Consider the following 15,045-nt stretch of genomic DNA (forward strand, 5'->3'; position numbering starts at 1 on the left):
AGCGAGGCTACTAAGCATCGGGCGGCAAACCCCTGCCAGATAACATCGCAGGGGCTTGAATCAACCCGAGGAGACCAGGTGATCGCGTTTCGAACCGGCAGAAAAATCCCGACCAGCGCCGAACTGCATGCATTAGGGGTGTGCTCAGGCGAAGAAGCCGAGCAGTCCGACGAGCTGGACTGGGAGGTGCTCGACGGACGAGGGTTCGAGGCCAAGGCCGGACAAGTGGAGATCGTGTCGGGACCAGACCGGCCGATCGCAGTGGTCGGGCTGGGACCGGCCGACAAGATGACCACTGCAGTCATACGCCAGGCCGCAGCATCGCTGGCCCGGGCGGCCAAGCGGCTGAGGCGTATCTCGGTGTCGGTGCTCGATGCCGTGCCCGACGGCATCGACCGCGCCGACGCGTTGGCGGCTTTGGCCGAGGGGATGGCGCTGGGGGCGTACACCTTCGGCAGTTTCAAGTCGGAGCCCATGCCCAACAAGCTGGAGAACGTGCATGTGATCGGCCCAGGGGGTCGGGTGGTCACCGAGGCATTGGAGCGGGGCCGGCGGGTGGCCGAGGCGGTGTGCTTTGTGCGCGACTTGGTGAACGAACCCGGGGGGTCGCTCACCCCCACCCGTTTCGCCGAGTTGGCAGTTGAGATGGCCGAGCGGGAGGGCCTGGAGATAACTGTGCTCGACCTGGATGCGATCCGCGAGGCCGAGTTGGGCGGGCTGTTGGGTGTCAACCGGGGATCGGAGCAGCCGCCCCGATTCGTGGAGGTGTCCTACGCGCCCGACCCGGCGGCGGAATGCCGAGGGTCGGTGGCGCTGGTGGGCAAGGGCCTGACGTTCGATTCCGGCGGGCTGTCGATCAAGACCGGCACCGGGATGATGACCATGAAGTGCGACATGAGCGGGGGAGCGGCGGTACTGGGTGTGATGGCCGCCATCTCCGCAGTGGCGCCCCCGGTTAAGGTCACCGGCTACGTGCCCATGACCGACAACATGCTGGGGGGCGACGCCACCCGGCCCGGCGATGTGCTCACCATGGCCAACGGCAAGACGGTGGAGGTGCTCAACACCGACGCCGAGGGCCGCCTCGTGCTGGCTGACGCCTTGTCGCTGGCCTGTCGGGCCGAGCCAGACGCCATCGTCGACCTGGCCACCCTTACCGGGGCATGCATGGTGGCGCTGGGCCCCAAGGTGGCCGGGCTCATGGGCAACAACGAGGCGTGGGTGGACCAGTTGGCCGACGCCGCCGAGCGCACTGGGGAGCGGGTATGGCGGCTCCCGCTGCCCGACGACTACAAGGCCCAGCTCGATTCGTCGGTGGCCGACATGAAGAACATCGGCGGCCCCCACGGAGGAGCGCTGACTGCCGGGCTGTTCTTGTCCAATTTCGTGGAAGATGAAATCCCCTGGGCCCATCTCGACATCGCCGGTCCCGCCTTCACCGACTCTGAGGACGGCGAGACCGCCAAGGGCGGCACCGGCTTCGGCGTGCGGATGCTCCTCGACGCCCTGGTCAACTTCGAACCGCCGTCGACGGCCGACTGAGCCAAGCAAACGCTCCGTAGGCCCCAGCCGCCACGACAATCGCAAAAGGAGCCAGCAGCCATTCGCGGGAGTCGAACAGCGTGTCGATGGCTTCGACCGGCCAGGAGGCCGCCACCAGTCCGACCACCACGGCTAGGACGTTCACCGTCACATGGCGTCTGGTTGCCGGCATCTCGATTCGGCCGAAGCAGCCGCAGGGCTCGGATGAGCCCGAGCGGACCATGGCCGCGGCCACCACGGCGAATCCGCCATAGAGCGCGGCGAGGGCGGTGGCCGGGACTATGCCGCCCACAATAAACGCGCTGACCGCCACGACGAGCTCTACAAGGCCAAGCAGCCGTACGGCCCATGGTCGGCGGTAGAGATGGAGCCGGGCCAGTGCGGCGGACGCCGGCTCTGGGGTGACTGCTTTCGACGCTCCTGCCGCGCCCAGCAAGACCGCGGCCATCAGATAGACCGCGGCCACGTACTCCACTATCGAACTCTCAGCCTCTCGAAGCTATCGATGATCGCAACATTAGGACCGCGGCCACGTACTCCATGGGCTATCGCGTGAAGCGGCGCAGGGCGTGGCGGCGGCGCTCGGCATTGAGCGCGGTGCGGTCGTCGGCGCTGAGCCGGGGGGTGTCGGGAAGGAGACTGTCGCCGACCTCGGCGAAGGGCATCAGCCGCAGGGTGGGCACCGGGGCGGAGTCGGCGTTGTTCCACCGGTAGGTGACGGCACCTTGAGGGCAGCCGCCCAGGGCGATCCAGTTCTGGATGCCGGGGTCTTCATGGGAGATCACCACCCGGAGCACTCCGTCGGGGTCGAGGCGGGCCTGGGAGTCGTTCATGGTGGTGGGAAGGTTCACGTAGTCGAGGCTCTGATACCAGGTGTCGCCCACCTGGATGTTCCAGTACAGGCAGTCGGGCGGAGTCACCTCGAACAGCAGGGCTTCGTCGGGTCCTACCTCGTACCAGCACTGCCCGTAAGACTGCTTCTCGCTTCCCCCCTGGGCGCTCTGACTCACCTTGTGGGAGGGAACATGGTCGAAGGAGTTGATCTGGCCTAGGTCGCGCTGACCCCCGGCAAAGTCGGTCCAGAACTCGGGCACGGTGTCAACCTCCCGGGCCAACTCGTCGAACAGCTGACTAGTCCGCACCGGATCGAGCCGGCCGGGGGGACCCGACGGGTCAAGACATTCGAAATGCAGCTCGGCCTGATCTTCCGACGCCCAATCAGAGAAGAACTGGCGCACGAACAGCCGGCACGGGTGCGGCTCTACTTGGAACCAGTCGCCGACGTGGTCACCGGGATCCGGGTCGGGGCTGAAGACCACGTCGATGCGGCCATCGCCGATGTCGGTCAGATCGGGGCTTCCTACGTCCACGAGCTGAGTGATGCGCCCTCGGCCAAAGCTGTGGTCCATCAACGACAGCCCCAAGTAGCGCAGGGTGTCGATCCGACCGGTCAGGCGGTAGGTGTGGCTCAGGTCCACAGGCGCGGTCATGTACATCGCATCGGGGTTGTCCTGGCCCACCTTGAAGGGGTACACCCAGCCCAGCTCGGGGTGGTCGGGGTCGTTGTTCTCCACGATTCGGTCGTAGGCCCAAAAGAACATCCGCAGCTGATGGCGCAGGCCCTCAGCCTGCTCGGAAGCGTCGGCCCCCCGTGCTGGGTCGAAGATGTAGCCGGCCGACTCCTTGAGGGTGTCGCATAACCGGTTCCAGGAAGCTCTCAGTTCGTTGTCCACGGCTTATGTCTAGCCGCGTCGCCTCCAACCGGGCTGACCGAGGGCCGCTGGGCTATCGCGTGAAGCGGCGCAGGGCGTGGCGGCGGCGCTCGGCGTTCAGCGCGGTGCGGTCGTCGGCGCTGAGCCGGGGGGTATCGGGATGGAGACTGTCGCCGATTTCGGAGACGGGCATGAGCCGCAGCGTGGGGACCGGGGCGGAGTCGGCGTTGTTCCACCGGTAGGTGAGTGCTCCTTGGGGGCAGCCGCCTAGGGCGATCCAGTTTTGGATGCCGGGGTCTTCATGGGAGATCACCACCCGGAGCGCTCCGTCGGGGTCGAGGCGGGCCTGGGAGTCGTTCATGGTGGTGGGGAGGTTCACGTAGTCGAGGCTTTGGAACCAGGTGTCGCCCACCTGGATGTTCCAATAGAGGCAGTCGGGCGGGATGACCTCGAACAGCAGGGCCTCGTCGGGGCCCACCTCGTACCAGCAGCCTCCGTAGGCCTGCTGGTCGCTGCCGCCAAGGCCCTCCCCACTGAACTTCCCCTCGACGTGAGCGAAGGTGTTGATCTCTTCCCGGTCGCGGTAGCCCACCGCATAGTCGGTCCAGAACTTGGGGACGGTGTTGACCTCTTCGGCCACCTCATCGATCAGCGTCGCGGCGCGAACTGGGTCGAGTCGGGCGGGCCGGTCTGCGGCATCGAGGCATTCCAGGTGCAGGTCGGCATGGCTCTCGGTGGCCCAGTCGGAGAAGAACTGGCGAACCAACAGCCGGGAGATCTCGGGCTCAACCTGGTACCAGTCGCCCACGTGGTCGCCGGGGTCGGGGTCGGGGCTGAAGACGACGTCGATGCGGCCGCCGCCTATGTCGGTGAGGTCGGGCGTGCCGACGCTGAGCTGTTGAGTGATCCCTCCTCGGCCGGAGACGAAATTCAATATCGACAACCCCAGGTAGCGGACGTTGTCGATAACGCCGGTGAGGCGGTACGTGCGGCTCAGGTTCAAGGGCGCGGTTTGGTAAAGCGCGTCGGGATTGTCCTGGCCGAACTTGGAGGGATAGGTCCACCCCAGTTCGGGGCGTTCGGGGTCGTTGTTCTCAAGGATTCGGTCAACGGCCAGAAGGAACATCCGAAGGTGGTGGCGAAGGCCCTCGGCCTGCTCGGAGGCATCCACCCCTAACTCGGGGTCGAAGACGTAGTCCACCGACTCCTTGAGGGTGTCACACAGCCGGTTCCAGGAATCTCTCAGGTCGTTTTCCACGCCCATTGTCTAGCGGCCTGAGGTGGGTGTGGCCGCTTCAGGCCGCGGGTTCGGCAAGCGAGTAGTAAGAGGAGTGAGAGCGTTGGAGGTGTTGGGGCAACCGGCGGAGTTGGGCGTGGTTGAGCGGAGGCAGTCGGCGCCGAATGGCGAAACCGGCGTGGCTCTCTGACGCAAGTCGGAACATCACCAGGCGGTGCAGGGTCCGGTGGAGCCCGCCGCGAGGCCCGGCCTTGGGGCTGACCCCAAGTTGCAGCGCTATGTCAGCAACGGGAAGCTCAAACCCATCGGGTGATCTGTCAAACTCGTGGGCCACATAGCGCATGAGCCAGGCGGCGGTGGGGCCGATCACCCCCAGCCAGAATTGCTCCACGTATCTGGAACGGGGGTCATGACCGTTCTCCTCGGTGATCAAATCACGCCACGGTTCAATCCAAAGCGAAGAGTGCAAAGCGGGAATAGTCATGGAAGGATCGTTTCTGCTGGCATTCACCAGGCTCGATAGTGGGAGGAAGCTTTAGATGTATATTGCTCAGTTTCATGCATTGCTGTCAAGGTCTATGTAGGAATCTATGAAACCAATCAAAGAACTCGGCACCGAGATCACCGCAGCGCGGGCGGTGCTGCGGGATGCACGCAAGGTGGTGGTGTTGACCGGTGCGGGAATATCCACTGACAGCGGTATTCCCGACTTCCGGGGGCCCGAGGGGCTGTGGACCAAGAATCCTGAGGCCGAGAAGACGGCCACCTTGACGTCGTACGTGTCCGACCCTGAACTGCGGCAGCGCAACTGGCAGCGGTTAAGCGAAGGCTCGATGTGGGAGGGCAAGGCGCCCAACCCCGGCCACCGGTCGCTGGTGGAGTTGGAGCGCCTGAAAAAGCTGCACCTTCTGATCACTCAGAACGTGGACGGCCTGCACCGGGCGGCGGGAACCTCGGAGGAACGGCTGGTGGAGATTCACGGCACCACGTCCAAAGTCCGATGTTTGGACTGCGGGGACACCGCCCCGATGGAGCGTGCTCTGGAGCGGGTCAGGGCCGGGGAGGCCGACCCGCCGTGCCGGCTGTGCGGGGGGATCTTGAAGTCGGCCACCATCTCATTCGGGCAGAATCTGGTGATGGCCGATCTGCACCGGTCGGAGCAGGCAGCCACGGAATGCGACGTGATGCTGGCGGTGGGTTCCACCCTCACCGTGTACCCGATAGCCAATGTGGTCCCCATCGCCCATCAGGCCGGTGCCCAGGTGGTGATCGTGAACGCTGAGCCCACTCCATTCGATGGGCTGGCCGCCGCGGTGGTGCCGGCCTCAATCAGCGAGGCGCTGCCCCTGATTGTGGCTCCGTGAGCGGGCGGGGATTGGTAAAATCGGACTAACTCGGTAGGATTTATTGGAAATCTTCCCACCGCCTGACCGGATGTCCCGCCAACACCGAGGTGACCGTAGCAATGCCCACATTCAGAGATTTGCTGAGAGAAGCCAAAGCTGAGATCAGAGAGACCGACCCAGCCGGGGCTGAAGCGATGTTGGCCCAAGGAGCGGTTCTGCTTGATGTGCGAGAGCCCGACGAATTCGAGCAGGGGGCGGTGCCCGGCTCGGTCCACATCCCCCGGGGAAACCTTGAGCCCAATGTGGAGAACCGTTTGACCGACAAGGATGCCGCGGTGGTGGTCATGTGCGCGGGCGGGGTGCGCTCGGCTTTCGCAGCCCAGACCCTCCAGGAGATGGGGTATGGCGACATTGTTTCCATGGACGGCGGGTTCAATCGCTGGAAGGACGAGGGCCGAGACTGGGCCCTGCCGGTGACCCTGACCCCCGATCAGCGCAATCGCTACCACCGTCACTTGCTGTTGCCCGAGGTGGGCGCCGAGGGCCAGCTCAAGCTGCTCGAATCAAAGGTCCTGTGTCTCGGTGCCGGTGGTCTGGGCTCACCCGCAGCCCTGTACTTGGCCGCCGCCGGGGTGGGAACCGTAGGCATCGTGGATATGGACGTGGTGGACTCTTCCAATCTTCAGCGCCAGATCCTGCACAACCTCGACCGGGTGGGGGAGCGCAAGGTGGACTCGGCGAAGAAGACGCTCAATGCCCTGAATCCTGACGTGAACGTGGTGACCTACGACGTGCGGCTGGGAGCCGACAACATCGTGGACATAATCAAGGACTACGACGTGATCGTGGACGGCGCCGACAACTTCCCGGTTCGCTACATGCTCAACGACGCCTCGGTGAAGCTGGGAATACCCGTGGTCCACGGATCGATATTCCGATTCGAGGGCCAAGTCACGGTGTTCGATCCCCGCAGCGGCCCCACCTACCGGGACATGATCCCCGAGCCGCCTCCCGCTGAGATGGCCCCGAGCTGCGCAGAAGCCGGGGTGCTGGGCGTGCTGCCGGGAATCGTGGGTTCGATCCAAGCCCTAGAGGCCATCAAGTTGATGTTGGGCCATGGCGACACCCTGGTAGGCCGGCTGCTGGCGTTCGACGCCAGCGAGATGTCGTTCCGGGAGTACAAGCTGCGGCCCGATCCCGACCAGCCCATCACCTGGGAGAACCGCGACAAGATCCAGGTGGTAGAGCTCGACGGACTCTGCGCCCCCGCCCCCGTGGGCTAGCGCAACGAGCCGCTAGCCCGAGCTCTCACCGGCTAGTTCCCGCCCCCAGCATTCCACGCTTTGGTCGAAGCGCAGGCCGCAGGAGATGTTCCCGCCGGCGTCCAGCGACAGAAACACTCCAGCGGGCGGGTCGGCCCGTCCGTGGTCATTGTTGCCCCAGCACCGGGCCTCTCCGTTGCTCAACAGGCCGCAAGAGTGCCTCTCCCCAGTAGCCACCGAGGCGAACTCCCCATCGGGCGCCTCAGTTTCACCGTACGAATTGGCTCCCCAGCAGTTGACCGATCCGTCTGTCCTCAGACCGCAAGAATGGATCTCGCCCGCGCTCAGCGACGCGAACTGCCCACCGGGCGGGTCTGCCTGGCCGTGGGAGTTGTCTCCCCAACACACCGCGGACAGATCGGGAACAATCCCGCAGGAGTGCCACCGGCCCGCGCTGACCATCACGAACTCGATATCGGGTGCGGCACTGCGGTTGAACTCGTTGTCGCCCCAACAGTCGACCCGCCCATCAGGCTTGAGGGCACAAGAGTGGCGCTCTCCGACCGTGACTTCGGTATAGATCCCGGTCGGGGCAAGGGCCATGTTCGCCACCGGCGTGCCCCAGCACTGCACTTGCCCTGACGGCCTGATCCCGCAGGCGTGCCACGCTCCTGCCACCACCGACTCGAACGCGCCTCCTGGAATGTTGCCGCGACCGTCCAAGTCATCGCCCCAACATGTCGCGGTTGAATCAGCAGCCCTACGGGCGCACACCTGGTTCCAGCTGGCCGACACCGACAAGTACTCCCCTGGTGGCGTGAACAGCGGCGCGGCCCGGTCGTTCGTCCAGCAGACGAGTCCCCCATCGGGCAGCTCAGCACAGGTTTCCAGTGCCTGGGCGCGGCTTCCGATGTCTTGGGCGGCGTCCCCCCGGACCCTCCAGCAGATGGCGCCCTCCTCCGCGGTGCTGTCACAGCGGCCATCCCAGAAGGCTGCTACTGCCTCCACCACCTGGTCAGACACCCAAGACGACCCCATGCGGTTCAGATGTACCCCGTCATCCATGCGGACCCGAACTGGCGATCCCCCAGAAGGCGGTGCCACCTTCTCCACGTAGGACTCCCCTCCGAACAGATCCCAGATGTCAACCATCACTGACTGGGGGTAGTCGGCGATCACCGCCGCAGCGGCTGCATTGATGGCGGGAACCCCATCAACGCTCCAGGCGAGGCGCATCGGCGGAAGACCGACCCAAACAGTCAATCGATGATCGGCCGAGAGGACGTCGAGAGCCACACTCAAGCGCCACGACCACTCTTCCAGCCATTCCGGCGCGCCCGGTTCGACCAGGCTGCCGTCTCTGGTCTCCATGTTCTGCCATTCGCTGGCTCCGAGAAACAGCACCACCACGTCGGGGTCGTCTCGGATAGACACCTTCAACAGCTCCGCCGGCCAGTTGAAGTAGTCGGGCCGAACTAAGCTGGTCGAGTTCCGGCTGTTGACCGTCACGTCGAACAATCTGCCGGAGGCTTCTTCCAGCGCGTGTCCCACTTCATCGGCCTGGCTATCGCCCGCCACATGCACACGCAATGGCCGGTCAGGGGAAACCACCGCAAACTCCGCGGCGACACCTGTCGGCTCCGGCTCTGGGCCGCCAACAGTATCGGTGGAATCAACCAATGCCGGGGGGATTTGGCCAGAGCCTTCGACTTCAAGCGCCTCCACCACCTCGGACACGGTGTCCAATCGCTCACCCACGTCTTGCCCCAGTCCCCGCCAGTCGGCGATCAGGTCGTAGGGCCTATTGAACGACAAGAAGTTCGCGGCCCGGTCCACAGCCTCAGCGACGCTCACCCAGCGGTCCCGGCTCTCTCCTAGCGGCTGGCGCTCTGCTATCTCGAGCAGCTTCCCACTGGTGAGCAGCGTGGTCGAAACGAGGCAAAGCAGAACCACAAGAGAAATTCGCCTGCCCATGTTGGTGTGCCGGGTCATGGCTTCTGGCTCGGCCCCCTCTCCAATGGTCTTGCCGTCAGACTCCAAGTCGGGCTAACAGGTCCTCGGCGGCGGAGGCCGGGGCCTCGCAGGTGTAGTCGCGACAGACGTAGGCCAGTCCTTCAGTGCGGCCTTCCCACAACGGCGAGTTGTAGGGCTCCCCCCAGGCCAGCACGGTGTTGGGCCGGTAAACCTCCTGGACTGCGTCGACCAGGTCGGGGCGGTCGCCGCCGATCACCACCTCGGTCAAGCCGGTGGCGTTCATGTCGGTTGCCTCAAGCAGGTGGCCGAACCCGCTGGGATGGTTGGCGGCAACCTCGCCCAATAGCGCCAGGATGTCCTGGGCCCGGTCCAGGTAGTGGGAATTGCCGGTTAGAGTTCCCAGTCGAAGCAGCGCCACCGCAGCGGCGCTGTTGGCTGAGGGGACAGCGTTGTCGGTGATCTCTTTGGGCCGGCAGATCAGCTCCTCGGCATCGGAGCCGGTGGTAAACACCCCGCCCTGTTCATGGTCCCAGAACAGATCCAACAGCCCGTCGGCCGCCTGGACCGCCTCGTCTATCCAACGGGACTGGCCAGAGGCTTCGCCGAGGCGGGTGAAGGCGTCGGCTGCGGCCGCATAGTCGGCGGCGTAGGCCAGATGGCGAGCCTGGGCCGGACGGTCGCCGTCGCCCGCCTGCCAGGAGCGCAGCCAGCGGCCATCGGACCGGCGGAGCCGGTCGAGCAGGAAGCCGCCGTTCTTGACGGCCGCTTCTAGCCACTGCTGGTTTCCAGTGGCAGCCGCCGCCTCGGCCAGGGCGGCCAGCATGAGACTGTTCCATTCCAAAAGGACCTTGTCGTCCAGGCCGGGCGGGATGCGCAGGTTGCGGGCCGACAGCAGGTGCTCTCGGCCCAGTTCCACGCTGGCCGGGCGAAGCAGGTCGCCCCGCACCGGCCTCCACAAGATGTTGTGGCCTTCGAAATTGCCGGCTTCGGTCACTCCATACCACGCCATGAACTCGGCCGCGTCGTCTCCAAGCACCGAGGTGATCTGATCGGGGGTCCATACGTAATAGCGGCCCTCCTCGCCCTCGGAATCGGCGTCGAGGGCTGAGTAGAAGCCGCCGCTGCCGTGGCGAAGGTCTCGCAACACGAACCCGATGGTCTCGTCCAGCACCTGGAGGAAGCGGGGCCGGCCGGTCACCTGCCATGCGTGCAAATACAGACGGGCGAACAGGGCATTGTCGTACAGCATCTTCTCGAAGTGGGGCACGATCCACTGGGCGTCCACCGAGTAGCGGCTGAAACCCCCGCCCAAATGGTCGTAGATGCCCCCCGAAGCCATGGCGTCCAGCGAGTTGATCACCATGTTGAGCACGTCTTGGTCGCCGCTTTGAAGGTAGGAGCGCAGCAGCACCTCGTGGCTCATCGTCTGGGGGAACTTGGGCGCGCCCCCGAATCCGCCCCAGGCGGCGTCGTACTGCTGGCGCAGGGCAGCAGTGGCTCGGTTCAGTGCCTCTGAGCCGGTTCCGGCCTCGGCCCGCTGGGGGTCGGGCTGAATGAGCGCGGTGCGGTTGAGCGACTGGGTGAGCTGGTCGGCCTGGCTGTCGACGTCTTGGCGGCGGTTGACCCAGACGTCTTGGATGCGGTGCATGATCTCGGTGAACGACGGCATCTGGCCCTGGCTGACCCGGGGGTAGTAGGTGCCCCCGTGGAAGGGGCGCCCGTCGGGAGTCATGAAGACGGTCATGGGCCACCCGCCTCGGCCGGTGAGCGCCTGCACGGCTTCCATATAGATGGTGTCCACATCGGGGCGTTCCTCCCGATCCACTTTCACGTTGACGAACAGCTCGTTCATCACTTTGGCGGTTTCGGGGTCCTCGAATGACTCATGGGCCATGACGTGGCACCAATGGCAGGCCGAATAGCCCACCGACAACAAGATGGGTTTGTCTGCGACCCGGGCGGCGGCGAAGGCCTCGGCGCCCCACGGGTACCAGTCCACCGGATTGTCGGCGTGCTGGCGGAGATAGGGACTGGTTTCAGCCCCGAGTCGGTTCATGTCTCCGACACTAACGAACTCCGGCGATGGGCAAGACTTGTGGAGGTGAGGCGGCAGTGAAGATCTGGATCCAGGGGGCTCGGCCCCGGACTCTTCCGGCTGCGGTGGTGCCGGTGGCGGTTGGGACCGCGGCGGCTGCTCCCGATGTGGTGTGGTGGAGGGCGGCAGTGGCTCTGGTGGTGGCGCTAACCCTCCAGGTCGGGGTGAACTACGCCAACGACTACTCCGACGGCATACGTGGCACCGACGCAAACCGGGTGGGGCCGGCCCGGCTGGTGGGCGGCGGCATGGTTGCGCCCGCTCGCGTGCGCCTTGCGGCATTTGGGGCCTTCGCAGCGGCGGCGGTAGCCGGCCTGGCCCTGGCCATCGTGGTAGCGCCTTGGCTGACCGCCGTAGGGCTGGCCTGCATCATCGCTGCTTGGTACTACACAGGAGGACGTAAGCCCTACGGTTATGCGGGCCTCGGAGAAGTATTTGTCTTTGTGTTCTTCGGCTTGGTTGCCACAGTGGGCACCACCTACGTCCAGACCGAGCAACTCACCACCCTGGCCCTAGCTGCCGCGGTGCCAGTGGGCTTTCTGGCTTCTGCGCTGTTGATGGCCAACAACCTGCGGGACATCCCCCAAGACCAGGTCGCGGGCAAGCACACCTTGGCGGTGCGCCTAGGGGATCGGCGGGCGGCCTGGCTCTACGCCGCCTTAGTTTTGGTAGCAGCGGTGGTGGGATTTCCCCTGGCCGTGGCCCGTCCGTGGACGACGATTACCTTGTCTTCGCTGGCGTTGGCCATCCCCGCGGTGCGGCTTGCCCTGTCGTCAAGACCCAAGGCCCCCCTGCTCAACTACACCGCCCTCTTGCACTTGGTGTTCGGCGCCCTATTGACCCTTGGGCTGACTCTCTAGCCCTTCCAATACGGGGCACGTAGCGCCTGTTTGTTGATCTTGCCCATGGCGGATCGGCCCAAGTGCTCCTCGCTGACGAACTCCACCGATCGAGGACACTTGTAGTGGGCAATGCGATCGCGGCAGAAGGCGATGACTTCGGCTTCTTCTAACCGCCGGCTTGGGTCGACTGGCACAATCAGGGCCTTGAGCTGTTCGCCCATCTCCTCGTCGGGCACACCGATGCAGGCCACGTCGGCCACGCCCGGATGCTCCACCAGCACCTGTTCAGTCTCGGCGGGGTAGATGTTCACTCCACCCGACACCACCATGTCGGAAAACCGGTCAGTCAGATACAAAAACCCGTCATCGTCGGTGTAGCCGATCTCCCCCAAAGTAAACACCCCCGGTCGCAGGTGGGCGGCCACCGTCTTCTTGGGGGCATTGCGATATCGGATGCCTCGCCCGCTGGCATCGGAAAAATACACCCGGCCCTCGTGCCCTGGTGGCAGTTCGTTGCCGTCCTCGTCCACGATGAGCACCTCGAACGGGGGAACCGGCCGCCCCACCGATCCGGGGTGGGCCAGCCAGTCTTCGGAGTTGATGTGACACGAGCCGCCCACTTCGGTGGAGCCGTAACCCTCGTAGACGATGGGTCCGAGCCAGTCGATGATGGCCCGCTTCACCGACACCGGGCAGGGGGCCCCGCTGTGGGTTACCGACACCAAGCTGTCGGTTCGGTAGCGCTGTCGCACTTCCGACGGCAGGGCCAGCAGCCGGCTGAAGTGTGTGGGCACCATGAACACCCCGTTCACCCGATAGCGGTCGATGGCCGCCAGGGTGGCCTCGGCGTCGAACCGGCCCAGCACCACCACCGGGGCACCGCCCATGAGGTTGCGGGTGGCCGCGAACGGCCCCGCGTGGTACAGAGGTCCTACCACCAGGTGTGTGCCGATGGCCGCGTTGGGAGTGGAACAGGTGGCGAAGTACTCGGCCACCGTCGCGCCGCCCCGGAACAAGGCCGGGGGCGCGTCCACTCCCTTGGGACGACCGGTGGTGCCCGAGGTGTAGAAGAGATGGGGGACCGGTGGTATGTCGGTAGGCGGAGGCTTATCGGGTGACAGGGCGAGGCGCTGTTCCCAGGAGATCGCTCCGGTGTGGTCGGGGCAGCGCCATCCCATCACCGCGATGGCCTGTTCACCGGCCATGCTCGACACCGCTTCGGCAGCCAGGATGCCTCGCTCGGCGGTCTCCGGGCCCACTAGCAGGAGTGCCGAAGCCGAGTCCTCCAAGATGTATGCCAATTCGTCGGGAGTGAGGTGGAAATTCACCGGCACCGCCGAGGCCCCGGCCAGGGCGGTGGCCACGTAGGCGACCACGGTTTCGACCGAGTTCTCGGCGAACACCGCCAGCCGGCGCTCCGGGCCCAGGTCGAGTGAGTGCAAAAGGTTGACCGCCCGGTTCATCACCCGGTCGAGCTCGACCCAGCCCAAGGTGGTCCGCTGATCGGCCAGCGCCATTTGGTCGGCGTCGTCGGCGGGGATGTGCTCAGCCAGAAGGGACATTGAGATATCCGGGGTTAGCCCTCTCGGGTGGCAGTGGTCAACTGAGCGATGCCGCCGGAGAGCAGCACATGGTCTATCGCTCCGAACCTGTGTCCGGCCAAGATGCCGAGCATCTCATCGGTGGGGGGCATATAGGCCACCGATTTGGGGAGGTACTCATAGGCGGTCCGATCTGACAACAGCCCGCCGATCAGGGGGATCACCTTGCCGAAATACAACCCGTGGCCGAGCCGCAGGACCGGGTTGGAAGGCTCGGCCACCTCCAGCAGCGAGATTCGCCCTCCCGGACGCACCACCCGAGCCAGCTCGGCGAACAGGCTGTTTAGATCCACCACGTTGCGCAGGGCGAAACCGCAGGTGATGCCGTCGGCTCTCTGATCGGGAACTGGAAGGCGCAGGGCGTCGCCCAGGACCAATGGAGCGTGCAGCTTGCCCGAGGCCCGATATTTCTGGGCCGCATGGAGCATGCCCGCCGACAGGTCGAATCCGACCGGATTGAAGCCTGCGGCCTCCAGGTCTCGGCACAGGTCCCCGGTGCCGCAAGCCAGGTCGTACACCCGGGACCCTGGCGGCAGACGCAGTTCGCGCACCGACCGCCGTCGCCACCGGCAGTCCATGCCGAAAGTCAGCATACGGTTCAGCATGTCGTAGCGGGGTGCGATGGCATCGAACATCGACCGCACCGCGGCCACCTTGTCCTGACCCTGGGGGAGGGCGGAGTCGGAGCTCATCGGACACCGAGCCGGTAGGCCCGGTTGGTGGAGTGGTGGTCGAAGCCCAAGCTGCGGTAGGTGGCCACCGCGGGGTCATTGTCCGACTCCACATACAGGAATCCCACTGTGAGGCCCTGGTCGGCAAGGTAGTCCAGACCGGCCAGGGTCATGGGCTTGCCCAGTCCTTGGCCGTGGAAATCGGGGTCCACCGCGATGGCGTAGATCTCTCCGCCCGGCGGGTCCTCGTTGGGGTGGACCTTGGTCCAGCAGAAACCGGCCAGACGGCCGTCTCGTTCGTGGAGGCGAAACCCTTCGGCGTCGAACCAGCCTTCGGCCATGCGATCGGCCAAATCCCGATGGGTCATGCCCCCTTGTTCGGGGTGCCAGTGGAATGCCCGGTTGTTCACCCGGAGGAATTCGTCGTCGTCGGCCCCGGGGCTGAAACCCCTGGTGGTGATGGTGGAGGGGTTGGCGGGCAGCGGGCGCTGCATCCGCCAAAGGTCCCGATACGGCCGAAACCCCAGGTCGGCGGCAAATGCGTCGTCGCCTCCGGTGGCCCGCTCGATCCAAAGCTGCATTGAAGCCTCGGCCTCTGCATCGGTGATGATCGCTTGAATCTGGTCGGCGGCGGCCTTGTCTCGAACCACGTCGGGGCCGATGGTGACCGACCAGGCAAACTCTCCCCCGTCGGGGCGGGCAACCGTCAGCGTCACAAAACCCACGGTAGCGGCCCCGATCGCCGATGCCGGAGTCTGGATCG

13 protein-coding genes are annotated in these 15,045 nt (G+C 65.4%); 4 read left to right on the top strand and 9 right to left on the bottom strand.

Features of this window, described 5'->3' with window-relative positions; genetic code table 11:
• Positions 1–78: 78 nt before the first annotated feature.
• A complete protein-coding gene (locus ACOOGG_RS16835; protein ID WP_420437155.1) occupies positions 79–1,542 on the top strand; it encodes a leucyl aminopeptidase in 1,464 nt (487 codons plus the stop codon).
• On the opposite strand, the gene ACOOGG_RS16840 is transcribed toward ACOOGG_RS16835, so the two are convergent.
• The 4 genes from ACOOGG_RS16840 to ACOOGG_RS16855 all read right to left on the bottom strand — a co-directional run bounded on the left by ACOOGG_RS16840 (position 1,511) and on the right by ACOOGG_RS16855 (position 4,975).
• The gene (locus ACOOGG_RS16840) at positions 1,511–2,017 is read right to left on the bottom strand and encodes a MauE/DoxX family redox-associated membrane protein (protein WP_420437157.1); all 507 of its coding nucleotides are present in this window, start codon (positions 2,015–2,017) and stop codon (positions 1,511–1,513) included. The two genes, ACOOGG_RS16835 and ACOOGG_RS16840, sit on opposite strands and share 32 nt — an antisense overlap.
• Before the next feature lie 70 nt (positions 2,018–2,087).
• Positions 2,088–3,275 carry a hypothetical protein gene (locus ACOOGG_RS16845; RefSeq protein WP_420437159.1) on the bottom strand — a complete coding sequence of 396 codons (1,188 nt, stop codon included), beginning with the start codon at positions 3,273–3,275 and terminating at the stop codon, positions 2,088–2,090.
• Between the two features lie 52 nt (positions 3,276–3,327).
• The gene (locus tag ACOOGG_RS16850) at positions 3,328–4,512 is read right to left on the bottom strand and encodes a hypothetical protein (RefSeq protein WP_420437161.1); all 1,185 of its coding nucleotides are present in this window, start codon (positions 4,510–4,512) and stop codon (positions 3,328–3,330) included.
• A gap of 37 nt (positions 4,513–4,549) precedes the next feature.
• On the bottom strand, positions 4,550–4,975 hold the full coding sequence (locus ACOOGG_RS16855) for a hypothetical protein (RefSeq protein ID WP_420437163.1): 426 nt from the start codon (positions 4,973–4,975) through the stop codon (positions 4,550–4,552).
• Between the two features lie 106 nt (positions 4,976–5,081).
• On the opposite strand from ACOOGG_RS16855, the gene ACOOGG_RS16860 reads away from it, so the two are divergent.
• Positions 5,082–5,855 carry an SIR2 family NAD-dependent protein deacylase gene (locus ACOOGG_RS16860; RefSeq protein ID WP_420437165.1) on the top strand — a complete coding sequence of 258 codons (774 nt, stop codon included), beginning with the start codon at positions 5,082–5,084 and terminating at the stop codon, positions 5,853–5,855.
• Between the two features lie 101 nt (positions 5,856–5,956).
• A complete protein-coding gene (gene moeB / locus ACOOGG_RS16865) occupies positions 5,957–7,120 on the top strand; it encodes a molybdopterin-synthase adenylyltransferase MoeB (protein ID WP_420437167.1) in 1,164 nt (387 codons plus the stop codon).
• A gap of 12 nt (positions 7,121–7,132) precedes the next feature.
• Here moeB and ACOOGG_RS16870 read toward each other — a convergent pair whose 3' ends face one another.
• Complete coding sequence (locus ACOOGG_RS16870; RefSeq protein ID WP_420437169.1) at positions 7,133–9,139, bottom strand: DUF459 domain-containing protein; 2,007 nt, start codon at positions 9,137–9,139, stop codon at positions 7,133–7,135.
• Positions 9,129–11,129, bottom strand: a complete 2,001-nt coding sequence (locus ACOOGG_RS16875) for a thioredoxin domain-containing protein (RefSeq protein WP_420437171.1) — start codon at positions 11,127–11,129, stop codon at positions 9,129–9,131. The genes ACOOGG_RS16870 and ACOOGG_RS16875 overlap by 11 nt, the downstream gene beginning before the upstream one ends.
• A 26-nt stretch (positions 11,130–11,155) precedes the next feature.
• Here ACOOGG_RS16875 and ACOOGG_RS16880 point away from each other — a divergent pair, with 26 nt between their 5' ends.
• Positions 11,156–12,028 carry a 1,4-dihydroxy-2-naphthoate polyprenyltransferase gene (locus ACOOGG_RS16880; RefSeq protein WP_420437173.1) on the top strand — a complete coding sequence of 291 codons (873 nt, stop codon included), beginning with the start codon at positions 11,156–11,158 and terminating at the stop codon, positions 12,026–12,028.
• Here ACOOGG_RS16880 and ACOOGG_RS16885 read toward each other — a convergent pair.
• From ACOOGG_RS16885 to mshD, 3 genes are read right to left on the bottom strand one after another with little or no spacing between them, the layout of a single operon-like run.
• On the bottom strand, positions 12,025–13,572 hold the full coding sequence (locus tag ACOOGG_RS16885; RefSeq protein ID WP_420437175.1) for an AMP-binding protein: 1,548 nt from the start codon (positions 13,570–13,572) through the stop codon (positions 12,025–12,027). The two genes, ACOOGG_RS16880 and ACOOGG_RS16885, sit on opposite strands and share 4 nt — an antisense overlap.
• Positions 13,573–13,586: 14 nt before the next feature.
• Positions 13,587–14,303 (bottom strand): ubiquinone/menaquinone biosynthesis methyltransferase, encoded by a 717-nt coding sequence (locus ACOOGG_RS16890; protein ID WP_420437177.1) that lies wholly within the window; start codon positions 14,301–14,303, stop codon positions 13,587–13,589.
• Positions 14,300–14,998, bottom strand: a complete 699-nt coding sequence (mshD, locus tag ACOOGG_RS16895; protein ID WP_420437179.1) for a mycothiol synthase — start codon at positions 14,996–14,998, stop codon at positions 14,300–14,302. Before mshD ends, ACOOGG_RS16890 begins: the two co-directional genes overlap by 4 nt.
• Between the last annotated feature and the right edge of the window lie 47 nt (positions 14,999–15,045).

The organism is Candidatus Poriferisocius sp., assembly GCF_965214065.1.
GTDB lineage: Bacteria > Actinomycetota > Acidimicrobiia > Acidimicrobiales > Bin134 > Poriferisocius.